Genomic DNA, 21,549 nt, shown 5'->3' with positions numbered 1-21,549 from the left:
TAGCGGGTCGAAGCGCACGTCAAATCATGCGCACGATGTTGCGCGTAACTGCGCGATTTCGCGCCTTCAACGCTGCGATCAATGACTCGGCGCCAACGTCTCTTCCCGTTCCAGCGAGCGTGTGTGCTTGAGTTCCGGAAAAAATCGCATCCACAGCAGGGCGACGGCAATCGTTGCGATGCCGCCCACCAGTACGGCCGGTTGCGCGCCCCACCACCCTGCGGTAACACCGGATTCGAACTCACCCAGTTGATTCGACGTCCCGATGAAAAGCGAATTGACCGCACTGACGCGACCGAGCATTTCGTCCGGCGTGCGCAGTTGCACGAGTGACAGACGCACCACCACGCTGATAGTGTCCGATGCGCCCAGCACCATGAGCGCGAAGAGCGACAGCAAGAATTGATGCGACAAACCGAACACCACGGTGGCCGCGCCGAACGCAATCACGCCGCCGAACATCGCAGCGCCGGGCCGGTTGCGTAACGGGAAATGCGCGAGCCAGATGGTGCCCGCGAGCGCGCCGATGGCGGTGCCTGAGCGCAACAGGCCGAGACCGAGCGGCCCGGTATGTAGGATGTCGCGCGCAAAAACCGGCAGCAGCGCTGTCGCGCCGCCGAACAGCACTGCGAACAGATCGAGCGATAGTGCACCGAGTATCACGGGCTCCTTGCGGATGAAAGCGATACCCGAGAACACCGACTCGAGCGTCACCGGCGCGCGGCTCGCCAGCTTGGCTTGCAACGGAATGGCCCACACAGTGGCAGCGGCAGCCGCGAATGACAGCGTGCACGCGAGGTAGACCACGCCCGGACCGACACCGTACAACAGGCCGCCCAACGCCGGACCCGCGATCTGGGCGGTTTGATTCGCGGAGGTGGCCCATGCCGTCGCTTTGGGCAATTGTCCGCGTGGCACGACACCCGGCAACAGCGATGCAACCGCAGGCGATTCGAAGGCGCGGGCCGCGCCCACGCATGCGGCCAGCACATAGATGACCGGCGCGCTGATCCAGCCGCCGAAGGTGCCGAAGGCGAACAACAATGCAGCGACGCTTTCGAGGCTTTGACAGATGGCCGCGATCCGGCGACGGTCGTAACGGTCGGCAACGTGGCCGACCACGAGCGTCAGCACGAACATCGGCAGAAATTGGGCGAGGCCGACGAGGCCCAGTGCGAAGGCGCTATGCGTGAGTGCGTAGATGTGCCAGCCCATGGCCACGGCGAGCATCTGGAACGATAGCGATGAAAGGATACGGGTACACCAGAAACGCTGGAATGCGGGGTGTTTTGGCAAACTGAAGTTAGGGTCGCCGGCGGGGTCGGCTGGGGGTATGGGCATTGGTTTCTTGCTCTCGACTAGGCTGGCTGGGGCGGCAGGTAGTTTAGAGCAATTTTGTTTATTTCATTTTTACTCCTACGCGGCGCCTTTTTGGGCTCTGCCATAAACCGGCCTTTAACACCATTCAGGCTGAGTCTCTGTTGGCCCATTCCCGCACTGCCTGCGAAAGTGGGCGGATGTCGATTGGCCGGATAGTAAAGACACAGGCCAGGCACGGATGGGCACCACTCCGAAAGCAAACGGACCAGCCGTTCCGAAGCCAGATGATCGCGGACGTGCTATTCCGGGACCCAGACAATTCCGATCCCGGTCAATGAGGCATCGACCATCAGGTTTGTATTGCCCAGCGTCATCGGTCCAGCAACGTCAATATGAGCGCTACTGTCTCGGTGCGACCACTGTGAGTTACCGTCCAACCTTCCGCTGCGCCATGTACGCGAGATAAGCGATGATCAGATCGATCTCGCGATCGCTAAGTTGGTCCTGCGGGAAAGCGGGCATGGTCCGGCCGGGCCAGTCTCGAACCGATGCCGGATTACGAATGTAGCGGCGCAATGCTGCGGGCTGGAAATATTCGACTGGATTCATCGGCACGTTAAGGTCAGGGCCGGTGTCCGCACTGCCCGCGTGGTTGAGCCGATGACAGGCAAGGCACTGCGTGATGAACAGGCTTTGGCCCGCGCGAACCGGATCGGTTGCCGGCAGCTTCGGATCGATGCCGAGCACCGGCCAACGCGCGGATGGCGAGGGTTGCGTAGCAAGTTGCGCGATCTGATAAGGCCACTGTTCGCTGCGCACGGATGCCGCTTCCTCGCCGACCCAGACCAGGTAGAACGGTCCGGCGCTGACCGGCTTGCCCGGCAGCTTCGGCCACGGCTGCGCCGGGTCCTCGACCGCGAGCCATGCGACGGCTCTCGCAGGATCACGATTACGCACGAGGTCCATCGGCAGTTGCGCGGCGAAGCCGTCGGTCGCACGCGCCTCGAGCACGCTGTCCGTGGGCAACGTCGCGCTGCCGAGCAGGTCGGCCAGTGGCACTGCGCGATAGGTCATCGACGTACCGTAGGCGACATCTGCCGGAACGTGAATCTCAGCAACATCCGGACGCGCCAGCAATGCCCCTTGGCTAAACGACTGGGTCTTGCCGCCTATCCTGAGTTCGATCATGGACTGCGCGGCCGCACACTGCCCGATCACGCCGAGCGTCAGGAGCAAAACCGCAAACAACACGCGCTTCGACATTTGTCCTCCGTGCATTGTTGTTGCCGACGGCGTCGGACGCAAAATCGCCAAATTCGTCGGGAAAGGCAAGCCGCCCTTCGGTTTAAAACTCTCAGTATCCGCTCAAGTACCTGGCGAATTATATTCGCCAGGACGGTATACGTCGGACACAAATGCAGCGGTGAAGAAAACGTCTGCAGGAACAGCCACACGGAAAAACGCCGCGCTTCAGCGGGGCCAACGTTTTTTTCATACCGGCCGATCTGAACGATACCCGCGTGCGATCGTAAGAAGCTTTCTGCTGCGCACTCAACGAGTAGTAAAAGTCACTTGATGGTCGATTTGAGGGGCAAAAAACAAAAAGCCGTTGAATCTCTTTAGATTCAACGGCTTCTCGTTCAATTCGTGGCGGAGAGACGGGGATTCGAACCCCGGATAGGTTATTAACCTATACACGCTTTCCAGGCGTGCGACTTAAACCGCTCATCCATCTCTCCGGCGGGGAGCCGAATTATAGCAAACTTCGGGCCCTGCGCCAGACCCATGCGCAAACCGGCCTAGGGATGCCGGATGTAGTCCACCAGCGCCCTCGTATAAGCATCCGGTTTCCGGTCCACGAGGCTCACCCCGATCGCCACCAGAAATCCCGCCGGCACACCGAACACGCCCGAACTGATCGGCTCGATCCCGAACCATCGTGCGCCAGCAAAACCCGTCATCTGCGTGAAGAACGGATACGTCGACACGATGTAGTAAATGCACACCACCAGCCCCGCCACCATGCCTGCCACTGCCCCAAGCCGGGTCGTGCGCTTCCAGAACACCCCCAGCACCAGCACCGGAAACAGACTCGAAGCCGCCAACGAAAACGCTGCGCCCACCAGAAACAGAATATTCCCCGTATTCAGCGACGCCACATACGAAGCGAACAACGCCACCCCCAGCAACAAAATCTTCGAGATCGTCACGCGCCGCTGACTCGATGCCGTTGGATCAACCATGTGGTAGTAGACGTCGTGCGATAACGCGTTGGCGATGGTCAGCAGCAAACCGTCCGCCGTCGAGAGCGCCGCGGCCAACGCACCGGCCGCGATCAGCCCGGACATCACATACGGCAACCCCGCTATCTCGGGCGCGGCGAGCACCACCATATCCGGCTGCATCTGGATCTCGCTCCAGCGCACGATACCGTCGCCGTTCGTGTCAGCAAGACTGATCAGACTCGGCTCGACCCTGCGCCATTGCGTGAGCCACTGCGGCAAATCTGAAAAGTGATGACCCACCAGGTTGGTCAGCATCTCGTACTTGATCAGCACCGCCAGCACGGGCACCGTCAGATAGAACAGCGCGACGAAGAACAGCGTCCAGCCGACCGAGCGTCGTGCGGACGCCACCGAGGTCGTCGTGTTATAGCGAGTCAGGATATGCGGCAGGCTCGCCGTACCAAGCGAGAGACACAGCAGCAGCGATAGAAAATTGCGTTCGTGTGTGCGCCTGTCTTCTTCACTCGTGACGGGAAACGGTTCGTGCATCGGCACCGGCGCGGCCGCGCGCATCAGCATCTCATCGCGACGTTGAGTCCAGACGATCTGTGCGGCGGCGGCATCGCGCGGAAATTGTTCGAGCGCCCGCTCGCGCTCCTTGATCTCGCGCAGCGGACCATTGTGGCGCCGCAAGTCCGCGACTTCTTGCGTGAGGCGCAGTTTCTCGTCGACGAACGATTGCGGCAACGTGTCGAGCCGCATCTGCATCAGCTCGGCGCGCCGCCGGTAATCGTCGCGTACGGTCTGCTCGAGCGGCGCGTCGCGCACCTGCTTCTCCAGTCCTTCGACGCGCTCCATCAAACGCCCATAGTTGAACTGCGGCACCCAGCCGAGACCATCCTTATGCGCGATCATCGACACGGGAATCAGAATCGCCGCGATCAGGATGACGTATTGCGCGACCTGGGTCCACGTCACCGCACGCATGCCGCCCAGAAACGAGCACACGAGAATGCCCGCGAGCCCGCAGAAAATGCCGACCGCGAAATCCACGCCGATAAAGCGCGTCGCAATCAAGCCCACGCCCTGAATCTGTGCGACCAGATAAACGAACGAACAGAGGATCGCCGCTAACGCAGCGAGTCCGCGCACCGCGTTGCTCGAAAAGCGCGTGCCGAGAAAGTCGGGAATCGTGTAGCGCGCGAGCTTGCGCACGTAGGGCGCGAGCAGGAACGCGACGAGGCAATAGCCGCCGGTCCAACCCATCAGATACGCGAGACCGTCATATCCGGTCGCATAGATCGACCCGGCGAGGCCGATGAACGATGCGGCGGACAACCAGTCGGCCGCAGTCGCCATGCCGTTGAAGACGGACGGCACGCGCCGTCCGGCTACGTAGTATTCGACGAGGTCAGACGTGCGCGACAGCAACCCGATGACTGCATACACCGCGATCGGTACGAACAGGAACACATAGCCGATCCATACGCCGGGACCGGTGGTCCGCTCGATGCGCCACATCACATAGATGAAAAGCAGGAAACCGAGCGTATAGAGCGCGTATGAGCGGATCAGCCGGTTCGTGAGCTTCATCGGCTCAGCTTCCGCGCGCGGTGGGCGCGGTGGAATCGGCGCTAGCGTTGGCACCAGCACTGGCATCCGCATCGAAAGCGCGTTGCAGACGGCGGTCGGCGCGCTGCATCAGCAGGATATAAACGACGATCAACGCCACGTAGATCAGAATCGCCCCTTGCGCACCGAAGTAGAACGGCAACCTGAAACCGATGAAGCGCACCTGATCCAACGCCGGCGCCACCAGCGGCAAAACGAACGACACCACGAAGCCCAACGTCATCAACGTCGCGATCAACGCTAGATTGAAGCGCCAGTATTTCTGATGCGCGCGCGCCATCGCTGCCGAGACCGGAGGGGGTTCGGGCGCGGGATTGAGCGTAGCGTGAGAGGTGTGGTGCGGCGCGGCCATGCGCCTATGTATCAAAAAGCCACCGGGCAGGCAATCGGGATTGTCCGCGCGGTGGCTTTAACTGCCTGGCCTAAGTGGTCGATACCTGGGTCCAGCCAAGGGCATATCGTTCGACACACCCTTGCCGCAAACCCAGGCAAACCTAAGCTCAGAGCGACTCGCCGAGCTGATCGAGAATCGCCGGGTTCTCCAGCGTCGAGACGTCCTGGGTGATTTCCTCGCCCTTCGCGAGCGAGCGCAACAGGCGGCGCATGATCTTGCCCGAACGCGTCTTCGGCAGGTTCTCACCGAAGCGGATGTCCTTCGGCTTGGCGATCGGACCGATCTCCTTGGCGACCCAGTTGCGCAGTTCGTTGGCGAGCTTCACTGCTTCTTCGCCTTCAGGACGCGCGCGCTTGAGCACCACGAATGCGCACACGGCTTCACCGGTGGTCGCATCAGGACGGCCTACCACAGCCGCTTCCGCCACAATCGGGTTCGACACCAGCGCCGACTCGATCTCCATCGTGCCGAGGCGGTGGCCGGACACATTGAGCACATCGTCGATGCGGCCCATGATCGTGAAGTAGCCGGTTTCCTTGTCGCGCACCGCGCCATCGCCGGCGAGATACAGCGTGCCGCCGAGTTCTTCAGGGAAGTAGCTCTTCTTGTAGCGGTCCGGATCGCCCCATACGTTGCGCAGCATCGACGGCCACGGACGCTTCACCACCAGAATGCCGCCCTGTCCGTTCGGCACGTCCTGGCCGGTTTCATCAACTACGGCCGCCATGATGCCCGGCAGCGGCAGCGTGCACGAACCCGGCACCAACGGTGTGGCGCCCGGCAGCGGCGTGATCATGTGGCCGCCGGTTTCGGTTTGCCACCACGTATCGACGATCGGGCAGCGGCCGCCGCCGACGTTCTCGTGGTACCACACCCACGCTTCCGGATTGATCGGCTCGCCGACCGTGCCGATGATGCGCAGCGTCGACAGGTCGTAGCTCTTCGGATGCACTTTCTCGTCCGCTTCGGCGGCCTTGATCAGCGAGCGGATCGCGGTCGGCGCGGTATAGAACAACGTGACCTTGTGCTTGGCGATCATGTCCCAGAAGCGGCCGGCGTTCGGATAGGTCGGCACGCCTTCGAACACGACCTGGGTGCCGCCAAGCGTCAACGGACCATATGTGATGTAGCTATGGCCGGTGATCCAGCCGATGTCGGCGGTACACCAGAACACATCCGCGGGCTTCCAGTCGAACGTCCACTTCATGGTCTGCGCGGCCCACAGCAGATAGCCACCGGTGCTGTGCTGCACGCCCTTCGGCTTGCCGGTCGAACCCGACGTGTACAGGATGAAAAGCGGATGCTCGGCGCCGACCCACTCGGGCGCGCATTGATCCGATTCAGCCTGCGTGACTTCGTGCATCCACAGATCGCGGCTTTCGTCCCATGCGATCTTGCCGCCGGTCCGCTTGTAGACGATCACGCTCTTCACTGCGTCGCAGCCGCCCATGGCGATGGCTTCGTCGGCGATGTTCTTCAGCGGCAATGCTTTGCCGCCGCGCATCTGTTCGTCGGACGTGACGAGCGCGACAGCGCCCACGTCGACCAGCCGCTCATTGAGCGACTTCGACGAAAAGCCGCCGAACACCACCGAATGCGTTGCGCCGATGCGCGCGCACGCCTGCATCGCGACGATGCCTTCGATCGACATCGGCATATAGATCACGACGCGATCGCCCTTCTTCACGCCGCGTTTTTTCAGCGCGTTCGCAAAGCGCGACACACGTTGCAGCAGATCGTTATAGGTGACGTTGGTGACGGTGCCGTCGTCGGCTTCGAAGATGATCGCGACGCGCTCGCCGTTGCCAGCTTCGACATGACGGTCGATGCTGTTATACGACGCGTTCAACTGGCCGTCTTCGAACCATGTGTAGAAAGGCGCCTTCGATTCGTCGAGCACTTTGCTGAAAGGCTTGTTCCAGCTGAGCGTCTCGCGAGCGAGGCGCCCCCAGAAACCCTCGTAATCGCGTTCCGCTTCGGCGGCAAGCGCCCGGTACGCATCCATACCGGAGATCGACGCGCCCGCCGCTGCTTCAGCGGAGGGCGGGAAAACACGGCGTTCCTGAAGAACCGATTCAATCGCAGACATCGACAACCCCTTGGTGAAGATGAAACGTAAAACCTGTGCCGGCGCGCCTGTGGCTCGCCATGTCATGATGCCGCCGCCATTCGTGATCATTCGTGATCAATAGGCCGCGCACTGTCTCCAACCCTCGCGCAGCAATCGTCGATCACTGCGCCGCGGCCCGTTCGCCTTTCACTTTCATCTATGCCGCACCGCAACATAAATGAATGGCTGGCGTTCCGCTCTCATGCTCAAACATAAACTTTGCAACTTACCGGCCACTTACGCGCGGCGCATCGCGTGACGGGCGAAAACCCTTACGCGGTTCAGACTAGTCACGCACGGCATGCTACGCGTTACGGTTCGTGCATGCGTGCTGATCGACATGCAGATACACGCGATCCATGCCGAAATCGGGTACACGGGAAGCATCACGTGCGCCGCATCAGCGCCCCACCGGCACTTCGCCTTTACGCTGGCTCACACGCCCTCTTACAATGCTAACTGAACTAGCCGTCCGGATTCCAGCTTGAATCGCTACTCCCTGCGTCTCATGACCTCGCCTGCGTGATGCGTGACGGCAGGGATCGGACCGGCGAGCCTGAAGGTCAAGCGATGCCGCCGGCGGCCTGGTCAGCGCCACACTGCCCTCCGCGCCGCAGCAAATTTAACCAACGCTGTACAATAGCGCGCCTGACGCGAGCTTTTCCGGCCTTCCCTGGCTGCGTACCGCGCCGTCTGCGCCTCGTTTGCGTGCATGATCCGCGCGTTTGTTTGCGCTTCGGGTCAGCGCATTTGGTCCGTGTTCCGTCACCTGCGTTTCATCTGATTCTTGCCTATGTCCGCTCCGCGCCCCGACTCAGCCCGTCAGCGCCGCCCGCTGCGCCCGCTCCCCGCCCTCATCTTCATGAGCCGCTGGCTGCAAGTGCCGCTCTACCTCGGCCTGATCATCGCGCAAGGCGTGTACGTCGTCCTGTTCCTGAAAGAAGTCTGGCATCTGGTCAGCGCGTCCATGACGCTCGACGAAACCAACATCATGCTGGTGGTGCTCGGCCTGATCGACGTGGTGATGATCTCGAACCTGCTGATCATGGTGATCATCGGCGGGTATGAAACCTTCGTGTCGCGCCTCGGCGTCGAGGGTCATCCGGACGAACCGGAATGGCTCGACCACGTGAACGCCGGCGTGCTGAAGGTCAAATTGTCGATGGCGCTGATCAGCATCTCGTCGATCCATCTGTTGAAGACCTTCATCAGCCCCGACCAGAATTCGACGCACACCATCATGTGGCAGGTCATCATCCACGTCGCGTTCCTCCTCTCGGCGGTGGTGATGGCGCTGGTTGACCGCCTGACCACGCATACGCATCCGAAACATTTTCAGGAACACACGGCGCTGCACGTCGTGAGTTCACACGATTCCACTCCCCTGAAGGCGCACGACTGACCGCACTGCCCTGCGAGTCTGATAACAAGCGCCATTGTCCCCACTGAGCTAGCCATCATGACCGTCATCAAACAGGAAGATCTGATTCAGAGCATTGCTGATTCGCTTCAGTACATCAGCTATTACCACCCGCTCGATTACATCCAGGCCTTGGGCCGCGCTTACGAGCTCGAAGAGAGCCCCGCCGCGAAGGATGCGATCGCGCAGATTCTCACCAACAGCCGCATGTGCGCCGAAGGCAAACGCCCGATCTGCCAGGACACCGGCATCGTCACGGTGTTCGTGAAGGTCGGCATGGACGTGCGTTGGGACGGTGCGACGATGGGCGTCACCGAGATGATCAACGAAGGCGTGCGCCGCGGTTATCTGAACCCGGACAACGTGCTGCGCGCATCGATCGTGAGCCCGCCGGAAGGCGCGCGCAAGAACACGAAAGACAACACGCCGGCCGTGATCCACTACGAGATCGTGCCGGGCGACAAGGTCGACGTGCAGGTTGCAGCGAAGGGCGGCGGCTCGGAAAACAAGTCGAAGTTCGCGATGCTGAACCCGTCGGATTCGATCGTCGACTGGATTCTGAAGACCGTGCCGACCATGGGTGCAGGCTGGTGCCCGCCGGGCATGCTCGGCATCGGCATCGGCGGCACCGCTGAGAAAGCAATGGTGATGGCGAAGGAATCGCTGATGGATCCGATCGACATTCAGGACGTGATCGCACGCGGCCCGCAGGACTGGATCGAAGAACTGCGCGTCGAACTGCACGAGAAGGTCAACGCGCTCGGTATCGGTGCACAAGGTCTCGGCGGTCTGGCCACGGTTCTCGACGTAAAGATCATGGCAGCACCGACGCACGCTGCGAGCAAGCCGATCGCGATCATCCCGAACTGCGCAGCGACCCGTCACGCGCACTTCACGCTGGATGGTTCGGGCGTGGCGAAGCTCGAAGCGCCGTCGCTCGACGCATGGCCGAAAGTCCAGTGGGAACCGGACACGGAAAAGAGCCAGCGCGTCGATCTGAACACGCTGACGCCGGAAGAAGTGGCTTCGTGGAAGCCGGGCCAAACGCTGCTGCTGTCGGGCAAGATGTTGACGGGCCGCGACGCGGCACATAAGCGTATCGCCGACATGCTCGCGAAGGGCGAAAAGCTGCCGGTCGACTTCACGAATCGCGTGATCTATTACGTCGGTCCGGTCGATCCGGTGCGTGACGAAGCAGTCGGCCCGGCAGGCCCGACCACCGCCACGCGGATGGACAAGTTCACCGAGACGATGTTGTCGCAAACCGGTCTTATTTCGATGATCGGCAAAGCCGAGCGTGGCCCGGTTGCGATCGAGGCGATCAAGAAGCACAAGGCCGCGTATCTGATGGCTGTGGGCGGCGCCGCTTACCTCGTGTCGAAAGCAATTCGCAGCGCGAAGGTTCTCGCGTTCGAAGACCTCGGCATGGAAGCGATCTACGAGTTCGACGTGCAGGATATGCCGGTAACAGTTGCTGTCGATTCGAACGGCACCTCGGTGCACCAGACCGGCCCGAAGGAATGGCAAGCCAAGATCGGCAAGATTCCGGTCGCGACGGTCTGATCAGCGTTTGATCGGCGGTAACAGCTGAAAAAATGGAAGCCGGGGCCTCGAACCCCGGCTTTTTTTATGATGAAATGAGAACGGTACGCATCACGCACAAAACCTTGCAAATCAAGGCAAAAAACTGTGTTTTTGCCTTGGCTTTTTGTCCTTCGGCGTTTATTGTTCTGGGAAATTCAAGTCTCTAATAAGGAAACCCCATGCAAGGCGACAAGAAAGTTATCGAGTATCTGAACTCCCAGCTCAAGAACGAGCTCACCGCCATCAATCAGTACTTCCTGCACGCGCGGATGTACAAGCACTGGGGACTCGAGAAGCTCGGCAAGCATGAATACGACGAATCGATCGGCGAAATGAAGCACGCCGACTGGTTGATCGAACGCATTTTCATGCTCGACGGCCTGCCGAACCTGCAAGACCTGCACAAGCTGCTGATCGGCGAAGAAACCAAAGAAATCCTCGAGTGCGATCTGAAGCTCGAACAGATTTCGCAAAGCACCTGCAAAGAAGCCATCGCGTATTGCGAATCCGTTCGTGATTTCATCTCGCGCGAAATCTTCGTGAAGATTCTCGACGACACCGAAGAACACATTGACTGGCTTGAAACGCAACTGGACCTGATCGACAAGGTCGGCATCCAGAACTACCAGCAAACCGCAATGGGTTCGATCGAGTCCTGATCGGACCACGTTGGAACGGCCCGCGCGAGCGGTATACTTGCGCACTTCCCCGTTTTCGTGAGTTTGCCGTGACCGCTGTGCCGCGCGTGTCCACATCGCCTATGACCGCAGAATCGCCGTCCTCAAGCGCCAGGATTGCCGCCTCAGGTGGCGGTTCGCGAGCGCCGGTCGGCATATTCGACTCGGGTCTGGGCGGTTTGTCGGTGCTACGAGCGGTCCGGGCGCAACTGCCCGGCGAAGCGCTCATCTATGTCGCCGACTCGCTCTACGCCCCCTACGGCGAACGCGACGACGACTTCATCGCCGACCGTACCCTCGCAATCGGACAATGGCTCGCCAGCCAGGGCGCGAAGGCGCTGGTGGTCGCATGCAACACGGCGACCGCGCAATCGATCGCGCTGGTCCGCGAAAAACTGGCGATTCCGCTGGTGGGAGTCGAGCCCGGCATCAAACCGGCCGCGCTGCAGTCGAAAACACGCGTCGCCGGCGTGCTCGCCACCCAAGTGACCTTGCGCAGCGCCCGCTTTCAGGGGCTATTGGAGCGCTACGCCGCCGATTGCCGTTTTCTTTGCCAGCCGGGCCACGGGCTCGTGCAGGCAGTGGAACGCTGCGACGTCGGTTCCGCCGAACTGCGCGCGCTGCTGCGCAGCTACCTGCAGCCCATGCTCGATGCCGGCGCCGACACTCTGGTGCTCGGCTGCACTCACTACCCGTTTCTCGATGCGGCGATCCGCGACATCGTCGGCGACCGGCTGATGCTGATCGACACGAGCGTGGCCATTGCGCGCCAGCTGGAGCGGGTACTCGACCAGCACGGACTGCGCGCCGCCCCGGAAAGCGCCGGCGCTGTTCTGCCCCGCTTTTATTCGACCAGCGACGGCACCCATCAGCAACAGCTCGCCGCGACCCTGCTGCAAATCGATGCAGCAGTCGACCAGGTCGTGATCCCGTCGCGCCGCACGGCAGCGTCGGATTCCCAAGCCGCATAAAACCTCTCGTCGCCGCGTTTTTGCGCCGCTGCGCGGCCTTTTTGCGCACTTTTTAGGCGTTTTCGCGCCTTCTCCGCCGCTTGCCCGGACTCCCGCTCCTTAGGCGAAACCCTTCTAAGAGTCTGGTTTTGTTACAAAAAATCATGCAGGACGCTTGCCAAACGGGCCAATCAAAATGATAATAGTTCGCATTAACGTTAGCTATGACGCCCTGCCATGATTGTCTGTGTCTGCAAGTCTGTTTCTGACCGAAAGATCCGTGCCTCGATCGCGGATGGCGTCGACTCGTTCGACGAACTCCAGTTCGAACTCGGCGTCGCGTCCTGCTGTGGCAAGTGCGCGGATTCCGTGCGCGGCGTCATGATGGAAAGCGGCGTGTGCGCGAGCCGCTGCGGCTTCGATCATCACTCGCAGGCTATCCCGCTGACGTTCTACGAACGCAAGGCCGCCTGAATCGCGGCTTGAGGGCGCGGCCCACGCGGCGCGCCTTGGGTGTTCACTGCCTCACTGCTTCATGCTCAGTTTCCAGGCGCGGTTTCACGCGCTGCTTCACGCGTTATCCCACTGCCGTCAGCAAGCCAGTATCCGTACCAGCCAGCTACCCGCTCACCCGTTAAAAGGAGTTCGAGATGGAATTGCTGATTGGTTTCGTGACTACTTTGTTCATTTCGCTGCTGATCTTTCGAACATGACGATGTCTTGTCTGACGTGCCGCATCGACGGCACGCCGCCACGCTAACATGCAGGCCTCGCATACCATTTCAGCCGGCGCCACGTCGGCTTCGTCCCCCCGAATGAATTCCCGTGCACTGACCGCGACTGCCGCGGTCGCGGCAATTCACATCGCTTTGCTTGCGGTGATCCTGACGCTGCGTCATGAACCGCTGCAACCCGTGATCGAAGCGAAGGTGATGACCGCGCAGCTGCTGGCGCCGGCGCCGGTCGCCGCACCCGTCGCGGTGCAATCGATCGCCCCGCCGCCACCCAAGCCGACACCGACGGTTCACACCAAGCCGAAGGTCCAGCCCAAACCGACTCCTACGCCGACACCCACGCCGTTGCCGGTCGCCGCGGCTCCGTCGCCGACGCCTGTCGCCGCGCCCGAACCGACGCCCGCGCCAGCCGCACCGACGGCGCCTGCCGCTCAGGCCGCGCCGGCGATCGGCCGTCCGACCATGGACATCACGGCGCCGAAGAACGTCTCGCACATCGAATGCAGCATGATCACGCCGGACTACCCCGCGCTGTCGAAGCGCCGCGGCGAAGCCGGTACGGCCTATGTGACGTTCGTCATCGGACCGACGGGGAAGGTTGAAAGCATCTCGCTCAAAAAGAGCAGCGGCTTCAGCCGTCTGGACGACGCCGCCATCGCCGCCGCGCATGCGAGCTCGTGCAAGCCCTATCTCGAGAACGGTCAGGCCATTCGGGCCACGGCCACCCAGCCTTATAACTTCAATCTGAACGATTGAGGCAGATTTTAAAAACAAGGAATTGCAATGCAAAACTACGGATTGGCGCACGTGTGGGCGCAAGGGGATTTCGTGACGCGCGGTATCGCGCTCGCGCTGTTGATCATGTCGGTGATGTCGTGGAGCGTGATCGTCATCAAAGGCTGGAATGTGATGCGCCTGAAGCGTCTCACGAAGAATGCCGAGCAGCAGTTCTGGCATTCGGACGATCTCGCTGACGGCGTGAAAAAGCTCGGCGCCGAATCGTCGACGCCGCAGGACAATCCGTTCCTGGCACTCGCGTTGTCCGGCCAGGAAGCCGCTGATCATCATCATCAGACGCAACCGCATCTGCACGATCGCATGGACGTGTCGGATTGGGTGACGCGCTGCCTGAAGGACACGATGGACGAAAGCGTCGCGCGCATGCAAAGCGGTCTGGCGATTCTCGCCTCGATCGGCAGCACGGCGCCGTTCGTCGGCCTGTTCGGCACGGTGTGGGGCATCTATCACGCACTGCTGGCGATCGGCGCGAGCGGCCAGTCGTCGATCGATCAGGTCGCGGGCCCGGTGGGTGAGGCACTGATCATGACCGCGTTTGGCCTGTTCGTCGCGATCCCGGCCGTGCTCGGCTACAACGCACTGACGCGCGCCAACAAGGCGATCGTCGCCAAGCTGAGCCGCTTCGCACACGGTCTGCATGCATTCTTCGTGACGGGCGCCCGTCTGTCGTCATCCAAGCGCGGCGACGGTTTGCGCCTCGCGCGCGCCAACTGATCGACGAGGCACACCGATGGCAATGAGCCCCTTCGCCGGCGACGATGACGACGGCCTGATGAACGAAATCAACATGACGCCGCTCGTCGACGTGATGTTGGTTCTCCTGATCGTCTTCATGGTGACGATTCCGGTGATTCGTCACGCGGTCAAAATTGATCTGCCGCACGCGAGCAGTCAGAAGGAAGACACCAAGCCCGCGCAAGTCACGGTCTCCGTCGATGCTGACGGCAACGTCTTGTGGGACGACAAGAAGGTCGACGACGCGGCGCTGCGCGCGAAGATTGCAGAGGCTGCGCAGGCGAATCCGCAGCCGGAGCTGCATCTGGATGCGGACCGCAAGGTCGCGTACGAGAAAGTGGCGGAAGTGATGTCGGCGGCGCAAGCCGGCGGTCTCACGAAGATCGGCTTCGTCACGCAGCCCAAAGGCAAATAAGCGCGAGTGATCTGTACGCAGCAATGCTGCCCTTGTTACGCAGCGCCTGCCGAAAAAACACAAAAGCCCTTGAAACAAGGGCTAAAAGTAAAAGGCCTTCATCGTCAGATGAAGGCCTTTTTTTGTGCGCACTCGGCGCCTTCGGGCGGCGGGATCATTTACCATCAGAAGATGACTGATAGCTCGAGTCACCGCATGCGACAGCCGTGATCGACACGGACAGCGCGGTCAGCCCTATCAGGCCCACTATCATAGAGGCCATGAGTTTTCGCATAAGAGACTCCTTAGCGAAGGGATTTCACTATAGGCCTGCGAGCGCGCGCATTCAAGCAAACTGCCATTGAAAGTACTCATGACAGGCGGCGCTTAAATGCTAAAAGCGATGTTGCCATGCGTAATAGGTGCTATGACGCAACCGCAAAAACGGGCTGCGCAGCGTCTTGCTCGGCGCGCGTGGGACACTCGCCCGTAATGTGCTTACCTTCGTCCGGATCGAGCATTTCGACCAGATAATCCACGAACGCGCGCACGGCCGGCACCATTCCCTGCCGCGACACGAATACCGCGTACAACTGCGGCGTCGGAAGGGTCCAGCCCGGCATCACCGGCGACAATTGCCCCGCGCGCAGCGCGCTGCCGTACATCATCTCCGGCAATGCCGCGATGCCCACACCGGACAGCACGGCTTCACGAATCGTCATCAGATCGGCGGTGACGAGGCGCGGCTCGTGTTCGTGTGAGTGGCGCGTGCCGTCGGGGGCGATCAGATCGTAGACGTGGCGTCCATCGCCGGTCGGCACGTCGAGCGTTTCGAAACGGCCCAGGTCGGCAGGCAATAGCGGCGGCGCATTCTGCTGCAACAGGCTCGGCGCGCCGACCAGCATCTGCTGCGTGCGCCACAACGGCCGCACGACGATGTTGGCGTTTTCCGGCGGCGCGGAGCGCACACGCAACGCGATATCGATCGAATCCTCGAACAGATCGACCACCCGGTTCGTCACGCGCATCACCACCCGTACTTCCGGGTAGCGATGCATGAATTCCGGCAGGATCTGCGACAGGATGGTCTGCGAAATCGTCACCGGCACGCTCACGCGCACCGTGCCACGCGGCGAAGAGCGAAGTTGCTGCACTACATTGACCGCCGCCTGAGCCTCGCTCAGCATCGCCTGACAGTGCTGGTAGAAGAGCTGGCCGGCTTCCGTGAGCGCCAGCTTGCGGGTGGAACGCTGCAACAAACGTACGCCTAGCGACGCCTCCAGCTCGGTGAGCCGGCGCGACAGGCGCGACTTGGAAATGCCCAGCACGCGTTCTGCGGCGGAAAAACCGCCATGTTCGACGACCTGCGAAAAATACATCAGGTCATTCAGATTGTGTGAATCGATCTTCATCTCATCGTTCCAGTAATAGAACAATCCATTGCGTGAGGGTGGCTGGCGCCTAGGAAAACGGTCCCTATAATAGCTCTATGTTTCAAAAATAACGCTATTCCCCATTTTTTAAGGTGACTTTTGATGAGCGCGACACGCACGATCGAACGCACGTTTCCCGCCGTTCGCACGACCGAAGGCGGCGGCTTTATCGTCCACCGACCGTTTCCGACCCGTTTGCTGATGGATTTCGATCCGTTCCTGCTGCTCGACGAAATGGGGCCGATCGACTACGCGCCGGGCGAGGCCAAAGGCGCGCCGGATCATCCGCATCGCGGCTTTGAAACGGTCACATACGCGCTCGAGGGTCAGTTCGGCCACAAGGATTCAGCGGGCCATTCGGGCACGCTGCGCGCCGGCGACGTGCAATGGATGACTGCGGGCGCAGGCGTCGTGCACAGTGAAATGCCGGACCCGTCGTTCGTGCGCGACGGTGGGCGCGTGCATGGCGTGCAACTGTGGGTGAATCTGCCACGCCGCGACAAGATGATCGCGCCGCGCTATCAGGAGATACCGTCGGCCAGCATTCCGGTTGCAACGTCCGCGGACGGCAAGGTGCGCGTCAAGGTGATCGCGGGCGAAGCGCTCGGCGTGAAGGCAGCGATCGAAACGCGCACCCCGATCCTGTATCAGCATTTCTCGCTGCAACCGGGCGCGACGATCCAGCAACCGGTGCCGGCCGACTATCGCGTGTTTGCTTACAGCCTGTCCGGCAAAGGCTTCTACGGCGAAGGGGAAGCACGCCAGGAAATCGACGCGCAGAAGATGGTGGTGTTTGGAGACGACGGCGACTCGATCACGCTGACGGCCGGCGCCGAGCCGCTCGAAGTGCTGTTGCTGGGTGGCGTGCCGCTGAAAGAACCGGTGGTGCGCTACGGTCCGTTCGTGATGAACACGGAAGACGAAATCCGTCAGGCCGTGACCGATTACCAGGCCGGGCGCATGGGCGCGATCACCCATTGATCTGCCACGCCGGCACGCGCCGCCGCTCACGATTGCGGTGGCGCGGCGCTCACCATGCCGCCCGCGCTGCCGCCGCGCATGGGCGCGAAGGCCGGTGAATTCGTTCACAATAGCAATTCATGCCGCGCACCACACCGTCCAGGCGTGACGGATCGTGGCGCGCGGCGATTTCCGTCCCTGTTCAGGAGCGCGCATGGCAGAGTCCACCGTCACCGCCCACATCGGTTCGACGAATTTCCAGGTCCTTTTCGACGACGGCAAGCACACGTGGCTCGCCGACGAACCCGAGTCGCTTGGTGGCGGCGATCGCGGCCCGACGCCCGTCTCGCTGTTGCTGTCGAGCCTCGGTGCCTGTACGTCGATCACGCTGAAGATGTACGCTCAGCGCAAGGGCTGGCCGCTCGCCGACGTGCGCGTGGCGCTGTCGCTCGAAACCGGCGACGCGGGCTCGACCATCGACCGCAAGATCATGCTGGAAGGCGATCTGTCCGACGAGCAGCGGGAACGGCTCTTGCAAATTGCCAACGCGTGCCCGGTTCACAAGATCCTCACGCATTCGATCACGATTCGCTCGGGTCTTGCTGTCGTCTGAAGTCGCGCGGGCCATTCGGGCCTCGTTGCCGGCACATTGGCGCGATAGCTCGCAGAGCGCGACAATGGCGTGATTGGCTCAACCGGGCTGAACGTTATGCAACGCTTTCATAGGAAGCCGCCGTTTTGAATTTCGAACACCTTATCCAGATCAACGATCCGTTGAATCCGTTTGTCGACTCGATGACCCGCGAGCAGTTGTGGGAGGGTCTCGTGCTGCGTGCCGAACAGCCGCAACTGTTCGTGATCGGACTCGACAGCTGCACCATCCTTTCGCGAGAAGGCGACACGCTCGAACGGGAGCTGCACTACGGCCAGGCCACGGTGCGCGACCGTGTCACGCTGCAGGATCGTCAGAGCGTGCGTTACGACATTCTGCCGACGGCGGACTATGTCGGCGGCTCGCTGACCATGACGATCGAGCAGCCTGACGAACTGCAGTTGTTCCTGCGCTTCGAATACACGACCACCCTGCCCGTGTCCGACGACCAGGACGCCGTGCAAACGCAGGAAATCGTGAAGTCGGCGTATCGCGAGAACGACATTGACACCGTGCGGCTGATCCGCCAGTACGTGCAGGCCAAGCAGGAACCCGGTTCGTTGCATTGATGCGTGTGCGGGCGCTCTGCCCGCACCGTTCGACTATCGAAAGTCGAATCCGATGAATTTCTCTTTCTTGTAAATGGGAATAGTTATCATTTAGAATTAATCCATCGAATCGACCAACAGCAAAAACGAATGACCGATCTGAACCGCTCTTCCACTCTCAGCCTGCGCCGCCCGGCGGCCGCGCTGACCAGCCGTCCGAAAGCATCGACGGCGACGGCAAGCGCCGCGAAGCCCGCAGTGGATCAAGCGAGCGGTACGAGCGAGAAGTCGGATCGAGTGGTGCGCAGCGATGCGCTGCTGCAAGGACATAGCCACGTCAGCATCCTGCATAACGGCGAGACCTACCAGCTGCGTGCAACGCGCTTAGGCAAGCTGATCCTGACGAAGTAACAGGTAACACCGAATAGCAGTACGTACCGGGTATTGTGGGGACCACCTCCTCGAGAGGTGTTAGGCATTAGCCAGCCACGACGGCTTGCACGTGAGAACTAGACCCCTTCGTGCAGACACCAAGCCAGTCGTCGCAGCCAGCCAGGCCGCTTTTTTGGTTCTCACCCAATGCGAATACACGAAACGACGTGTGTCGCTCATGCAGAAAATGAAAAAAGCCGTGGGATGCAGTCATCTCCACGGCTTTCGTTTTACAGGGCGCCGATCCGGTCCCTGCAGCGCATTGAAGCTTTCTTCAAGACTTACTTCGAAGCCCAGCCCCAGAACATGAGCCACCATGCGCTATCGACCACCGCCAGCGCCGCGGCGAACCACACCATCGCGAGACCGCGTTGAACGAAGCGCTCGCTATAGCGACGTGTGACGAGCCAGGCGAGCCACGCGCTCCACAGGTTGGCAATCGCCAGAATCGCGATACGCATATCCGACGCCCACCACAATGAGAGATGCTCTGCACGCAGCAGCGACAGCGTGGTCGCCGACAAGCCGAGAAACACGCCGGCGCCGGCAATCGGAATCAGGCCTTGCGTCAAATGATGCAGACGCACGAAGCTGAAGCGTCCCAGCATGCGCGACGCGCCCATCAGCAGCACGAGCAGCACCGTGCCGTACACCAGCGCCGTGGCGAGGATGTAGCCGATCACCATCGTGCCGTCGAGCCAAGAGAACACGTCGTTCTGCTCGGGGTAATGCGTGAACAGGAACCACGGCGCGTTGGTGTCGAGCGGCCAGGTGATGTCGTGATCGACGAGCCATGTGGCGAAGAACATCTTCAGGTCCACGAACCAGCGCGAAGCCGTCCAGTGGAATGCGCCGATTGCGATGCCGAGCAGGCCGTACAGGATCAACGCGGTGTCCCACGGGTTCGCCTGTTTGTCGCCGAGCTGCACGACTTCCGACGACGGCGCGCGCCACGTCAGCGCGATCGCGTCGCGATGTCCACTGCAACGGCCGCACATATGGCAGTCCGAAGCGCCCTTCATATTGCGCAGCGGCACCAGCGGCGCGCAGTTGATCGGAATCACGCGATGCCCATGTTCGCCGTTCTTGTACGAGTGGCGCCACGCGTCTTCATCGACTTTGTAGTGGAACGGCGCGAGACGCGCCAGTAGCGAAAAAACCCCGTTCACGGGGCACAGATACTTGCACCAGACGCGCTTCTCGCGTCCGTACAGCAGGCCGATGATCATCGCCGCGAAGGTCGAGCCGCCAAGTACCAGCAGCACCGCTTTCGGATACTGGTAGACGCTGACCATCTGCCCGTAGATCGTGGTGATGCCGAACGCGACGAACGGCCAGCCGCCCCAGCGCATCCAGCGCGGAATCGCCCAGCCGCGGCCATATTTGCTGGCGAATTCGGCGAGCGCACCTTCCGGACACAGCACGCCGCACCAGACACGGCCGAGCATCACCATCGACAGCAGCACGAACGGCCACCAGATGCCCCAGAACACGAACTGCGCGGCAAGCGTCAGGTTGTTCCACAAATGCGCGGTGTCGTCCGGCAGCGGTGTCACCGCCGGCACGAGAATCAGGAACGCGTACACCGCCACCACAACCCATTGAATGCCGCGGATCAAACCACCGTGACGCTGCATCCACTGCCCGGCCGCGGCAAGGCGGCCCGGACGGGTCATGACGGTGCTCATGCCGCGCGCCCCGCCGCCTGCTGCGCCGGCTTGCGATTCGCACGACGCACCAGCAGATAGACAACCAACCAGTACACGGCGTAGGCGACCAGATTCATCAGCGCAGGGTGGGCGCGATAGCCGGTGAGCGTCGCGACCAGCGAACCGAAGGTACTCGAATCGTCGAGGATGGCTGACGAGTTCCACATCTGATCGATGATCGTCGGCAGGATTTCCTTGTCGATCAGCTTGTCGACACCGGTCTGGAACAGGCCCGCGCCGAGGAACAGCAGCATGACTTCAGTAACGCGGAAGAAAAGCCGCCACGAGAAGTACTTGCCGCCCAGTTGCAACACATAGAAGGTCAGGAACGCGAGACCGAGGCCGATGATCACAGCAAGCATCTGGCTGCCATCCACGTGACCGGATTGGCCAAAGCCGAGACCGTACAGGAAAATCACCGTTTCACTGCCTTCGCGCGCGATGGCCAACGCGACGAGCAATGCAACACCCCACCAGTTCGAATCGCGCTTGCTCTTTTGCAGCGACTGTTCCATGTCGCGCTTGAGCGACCGGCCGTGCTGCTTCATCCACAGCACCATCTGCACGATCAGCACACACGCGACCAGCACCATGGCGGTCTGGAAATAGTCCTGCGCGTCACCGGAGAGCACTTCGGTGAAACCGACCAGCGCCGCGCCGAGCGCGACCGCCGCGATCACACCGGCCGCGACGCCGCCCCACAGGTACGGCAAACCGCGGCGCGCATCGTCGTCGCCATTTTTCAACCACGCGTACAGGATGCCGACGACCAGCAAGGCCTCGACGCTTTCCCGCCACACGATGAACAGAATCTGACCCATCCAAGCTCTCCCCTCTACCTA

At 61.4% G+C, this 21,549-nt stretch carries 20 protein-coding genes, 1 tRNA gene and 1 pseudogene; 12 read left to right on the top strand and 10 right to left on the bottom strand.

Translation table 11 applies throughout. The features are described 5' to 3' along the window. Window positions 1-78 precede the first annotated feature (78 nt). The 7 genes and pseudogenes from KHO33_RS37580 to acs all read right to left on the bottom strand — a co-directional run bounded on the left by KHO33_RS37580 (window position 79) and on the right by acs (window position 7,660). Window positions 79-1,341 carry an MFS transporter gene (locus tag KHO33_RS37580; RefSeq protein ID WP_200567753.1) on the bottom strand — a complete coding sequence of 421 codons (1,263 nt, stop codon included), beginning with the start codon at window positions 1,339-1,341 and terminating at the stop codon, window positions 79-81. 124 nt (window positions 1,342-1,465) lie between these two features. After that, window positions 1,466-1,733 (bottom strand): annotated as a pseudogene (locus KHO33_RS42410) (LysR substrate-binding domain-containing protein); the annotation flags it as partial. Window positions 1,734-1,746: 13 nt separating this feature from the next. Continuing rightward, complete coding sequence (locus KHO33_RS37575) at window positions 1,747-2,583, bottom strand: c-type cytochrome (protein WP_200567752.1); 837 nt, start codon at window positions 2,581-2,583, stop codon at window positions 1,747-1,749. A 385-nt stretch (window positions 2,584-2,968) separates the two neighbouring features. Continuing rightward, window positions 2,969-3,059: transfer RNA gene (locus KHO33_RS37570), tRNA-Ser, on the bottom strand. 60 nt (window positions 3,060-3,119) lie between these two features. After that, a complete protein-coding gene (locus KHO33_RS37565; protein ID WP_200567751.1) occupies window positions 3,120-5,138 on the bottom strand; it encodes a sodium:solute symporter family protein in 2,019 nt (672 codons plus the stop codon). 4 nt (window positions 5,139-5,142) lie between these two features. Next, complete coding sequence (locus KHO33_RS37560) at window positions 5,143-5,529, bottom strand: DUF4212 domain-containing protein (RefSeq protein ID WP_200567750.1); 387 nt, start codon at window positions 5,527-5,529, stop codon at window positions 5,143-5,145. Window positions 5,530-5,677: 148 nt separating this feature from the next. Further along, a complete protein-coding gene (gene acs / locus KHO33_RS37555) occupies window positions 5,678-7,660 on the bottom strand; it encodes an acetate--CoA ligase (protein WP_200567759.1) in 1,983 nt (660 codons plus the stop codon). An 814-nt stretch (window positions 7,661-8,474) separates the two neighbouring features. On the opposite strand from acs, the gene KHO33_RS37550 reads away from it, so the two are divergent. The 8 genes from KHO33_RS37550 to KHO33_RS37515 all read left to right on the top strand — a co-directional run bounded on the left by KHO33_RS37550 (window position 8,475) and on the right by KHO33_RS37515 (window position 14,994). Beyond that, on the top strand, window positions 8,475-9,083 hold the full coding sequence (locus tag KHO33_RS37550) for a TIGR00645 family protein (protein ID WP_200567749.1): 609 nt from the start codon (window positions 8,475-8,477) through the stop codon (window positions 9,081-9,083). Window positions 9,084-9,140: 57 nt separating this feature from the next. Further along, entirely contained in the window at window positions 9,141-10,664 is a 1,524-nt protein-coding gene (locus KHO33_RS37545) for a fumarate hydratase (protein WP_054042119.1), read from the top strand. A gap of 200 nt (window positions 10,665-10,864) precedes the next feature. After that, the gene (gene bfr, locus KHO33_RS37540) at window positions 10,865-11,344 is read left to right on the top strand and encodes a bacterioferritin (protein ID WP_054042121.1); all 480 of its coding nucleotides are present in this window, start codon (window positions 10,865-10,867) and stop codon (window positions 11,342-11,344) included. Between the two features lie 101 nt (window positions 11,345-11,445). Beyond that, the gene (murI, locus tag KHO33_RS37535; RefSeq protein WP_200567748.1) at window positions 11,446-12,333 is read left to right on the top strand and encodes a glutamate racemase; all 888 of its coding nucleotides are present in this window, start codon (window positions 11,446-11,448) and stop codon (window positions 12,331-12,333) included. A 216-nt stretch (window positions 12,334-12,549) separates the two neighbouring features. Beyond that, entirely contained in the window at window positions 12,550-12,786 is a 237-nt protein-coding gene (locus KHO33_RS37530; RefSeq protein ID WP_054042125.1) for a (2Fe-2S)-binding protein, read from the top strand. A gap of 287 nt (window positions 12,787-13,073) precedes the next feature. Then, entirely contained in the window at window positions 13,074-13,802 is a 729-nt protein-coding gene (locus KHO33_RS37525; protein ID WP_200567747.1) for an energy transducer TonB, read from the top strand. A 27-nt stretch (window positions 13,803-13,829) separates the two neighbouring features. Continuing rightward, window positions 13,830-14,558: a MotA/TolQ/ExbB proton channel family protein gene (locus tag KHO33_RS37520; RefSeq protein WP_054042128.1), complete on the top strand. Its 729-nt coding sequence runs from the start codon at window positions 13,830-13,832 to the stop codon at window positions 14,556-14,558. A gap of 16 nt (window positions 14,559-14,574) precedes the next feature. After that, the gene (locus KHO33_RS37515; RefSeq protein WP_054042130.1) at window positions 14,575-14,994 is read left to right on the top strand and encodes an ExbD/TolR family protein; all 420 of its coding nucleotides are present in this window, start codon (window positions 14,575-14,577) and stop codon (window positions 14,992-14,994) included. 404 nt (window positions 14,995-15,398) lie between these two features. On the opposite strand, the gene KHO33_RS37510 is transcribed toward KHO33_RS37515, so the two are convergent. Continuing rightward, entirely contained in the window at window positions 15,399-16,385 is a 987-nt protein-coding gene (locus KHO33_RS37510; protein WP_054042163.1) for a LysR family transcriptional regulator, read from the bottom strand. A gap of 123 nt (window positions 16,386-16,508) precedes the next feature. On the opposite strand from KHO33_RS37510, the gene KHO33_RS37505 reads away from it, so the two are divergent. The 4 genes from KHO33_RS37505 to hemP all read left to right on the top strand — a co-directional run bounded on the left by KHO33_RS37505 (window position 16,509) and on the right by hemP (window position 18,977). Next, entirely contained in the window at window positions 16,509-17,387 is an 879-nt protein-coding gene (locus KHO33_RS37505) for a pirin family protein (RefSeq protein WP_200567746.1), read from the top strand. Window positions 17,388-17,580: 193 nt separating this feature from the next. Further along, window positions 17,581-17,979, top strand: a complete 399-nt coding sequence (locus tag KHO33_RS37500; RefSeq protein WP_054042165.1) for an OsmC family protein — start codon at window positions 17,581-17,583, stop codon at window positions 17,977-17,979. Between the two features lie 125 nt (window positions 17,980-18,104). Continuing rightward, entirely contained in the window at window positions 18,105-18,587 is a 483-nt protein-coding gene (locus KHO33_RS37495; protein WP_054042133.1) for an SRPBCC family protein, read from the top strand. A gap of 129 nt (window positions 18,588-18,716) precedes the next feature. Continuing rightward, window positions 18,717-18,977 carry a hemin uptake protein HemP gene (gene hemP, locus KHO33_RS37490; protein WP_200567745.1) on the top strand — a complete coding sequence of 87 codons (261 nt, stop codon included), beginning with the start codon at window positions 18,717-18,719 and terminating at the stop codon, window positions 18,975-18,977. A gap of 302 nt (window positions 18,978-19,279) precedes the next feature. On the opposite strand, the gene KHO33_RS37485 is transcribed toward hemP, so the two are convergent. Continuing rightward, window positions 19,280-20,686: a 4Fe-4S binding protein gene (locus KHO33_RS37485; protein ID WP_200567744.1), complete on the bottom strand. Its 1,407-nt coding sequence runs from the start codon at window positions 20,684-20,686 to the stop codon at window positions 19,280-19,282. Continuing rightward, the gene (locus KHO33_RS37480) at window positions 20,683-21,528 is read right to left on the bottom strand and encodes an FTR1 family iron permease (protein WP_200567743.1); all 846 of its coding nucleotides are present in this window, start codon (window positions 21,526-21,528) and stop codon (window positions 20,683-20,685) included. Before KHO33_RS37480 ends, KHO33_RS37485 begins: the two co-directional genes overlap by 4 nt. Window positions 21,529-21,549: the final 21 nt, after the last annotated feature.

Origin of the sequence: Paraburkholderia nemoris (assembly GCF_905221015.1) — a bacterium.
Lineage (GTDB): Bacteria > Pseudomonadota > Gammaproteobacteria > Burkholderiales > Burkholderiaceae > Paraburkholderia > Paraburkholderia nemoris.
The sequence above is the reverse complement of the archived record's forward strand: the minus strand, read 5'-3'. Positions and strand labels throughout refer to the sequence as shown.

Coding starts and splice junctions, on each gene's coding strand:
- KHO33_RS37580 (WP_200567753.1), bottom strand. CDS start 1,341: ATGCCCATACCCCCAGCCGACCCCGCCGGCGACCCTAACTTCAGTTTG.
- KHO33_RS37575 (WP_200567752.1), bottom strand. CDS start 2,583: ATGTCGAAGCGCGTGTTGTTTGCGGTTTTGCTCCTGACGCTCGGCGTG.
- KHO33_RS37565 (WP_200567751.1), bottom strand. CDS start 5,138: ATGAAGCTCACGAACCGGCTGATCCGCTCATACGCGCTCTATACGCTC.
- KHO33_RS37560 (WP_200567750.1), bottom strand. CDS start 5,529: ATGGCCGCGCCGCACCACACCTCTCACGCTACGCTCAATCCCGCGCCC.
- acs (WP_200567759.1), bottom strand. CDS start 7,660: ATGTCTGCGATTGAATCGGTTCTTCAGGAACGCCGTGTTTTCCCGCCC.
- KHO33_RS37550 (WP_200567749.1), top strand. CDS start 8,475: ATGTCCGCTCCGCGCCCCGACTCAGCCCGTCAGCGCCGCCCGCTGCGC.
- KHO33_RS37545 (WP_054042119.1), top strand. CDS start 9,141: ATGACCGTCATCAAACAGGAAGATCTGATTCAGAGCATTGCTGATTCG.
- bfr (WP_054042121.1), top strand. CDS start 10,865: ATGCAAGGCGACAAGAAAGTTATCGAGTATCTGAACTCCCAGCTCAAG.
- murI (WP_200567748.1), top strand. CDS start 11,446: ATGACCGCAGAATCGCCGTCCTCAAGCGCCAGGATTGCCGCCTCAGGT.
- KHO33_RS37530 (WP_054042125.1), top strand. CDS start 12,550: ATGATTGTCTGTGTCTGCAAGTCTGTTTCTGACCGAAAGATCCGTGCC.
- KHO33_RS37525 (WP_200567747.1), top strand. CDS start 13,074: ATGCAGGCCTCGCATACCATTTCAGCCGGCGCCACGTCGGCTTCGTCC.
- KHO33_RS37520 (WP_054042128.1), top strand. CDS start 13,830: ATGCAAAACTACGGATTGGCGCACGTGTGGGCGCAAGGGGATTTCGTG.
- KHO33_RS37515 (WP_054042130.1), top strand. CDS start 14,575: ATGGCAATGAGCCCCTTCGCCGGCGACGATGACGACGGCCTGATGAAC.
- KHO33_RS37510 (WP_054042163.1), bottom strand. CDS start 16,385: ATGAAGATCGATTCACACAATCTGAATGACCTGATGTATTTTTCGCAG.
- KHO33_RS37505 (WP_200567746.1), top strand. CDS start 16,509: ATGAGCGCGACACGCACGATCGAACGCACGTTTCCCGCCGTTCGCACG.
- KHO33_RS37500 (WP_054042165.1), top strand. CDS start 17,581: ATGGCAGAGTCCACCGTCACCGCCCACATCGGTTCGACGAATTTCCAG.
- hemP (WP_200567745.1), top strand. CDS start 18,717: ATGACCGATCTGAACCGCTCTTCCACTCTCAGCCTGCGCCGCCCGGCG.
- KHO33_RS37485 (WP_200567744.1), bottom strand. CDS start 20,686: ATGAGCACCGTCATGACCCGTCCGGGCCGCCTTGCCGCGGCCGGGCAG.
- KHO33_RS37480 (WP_200567743.1), bottom strand. CDS start 21,528: ATGGGTCAGATTCTGTTCATCGTGTGGCGGGAAAGCGTCGAGGCCTTG.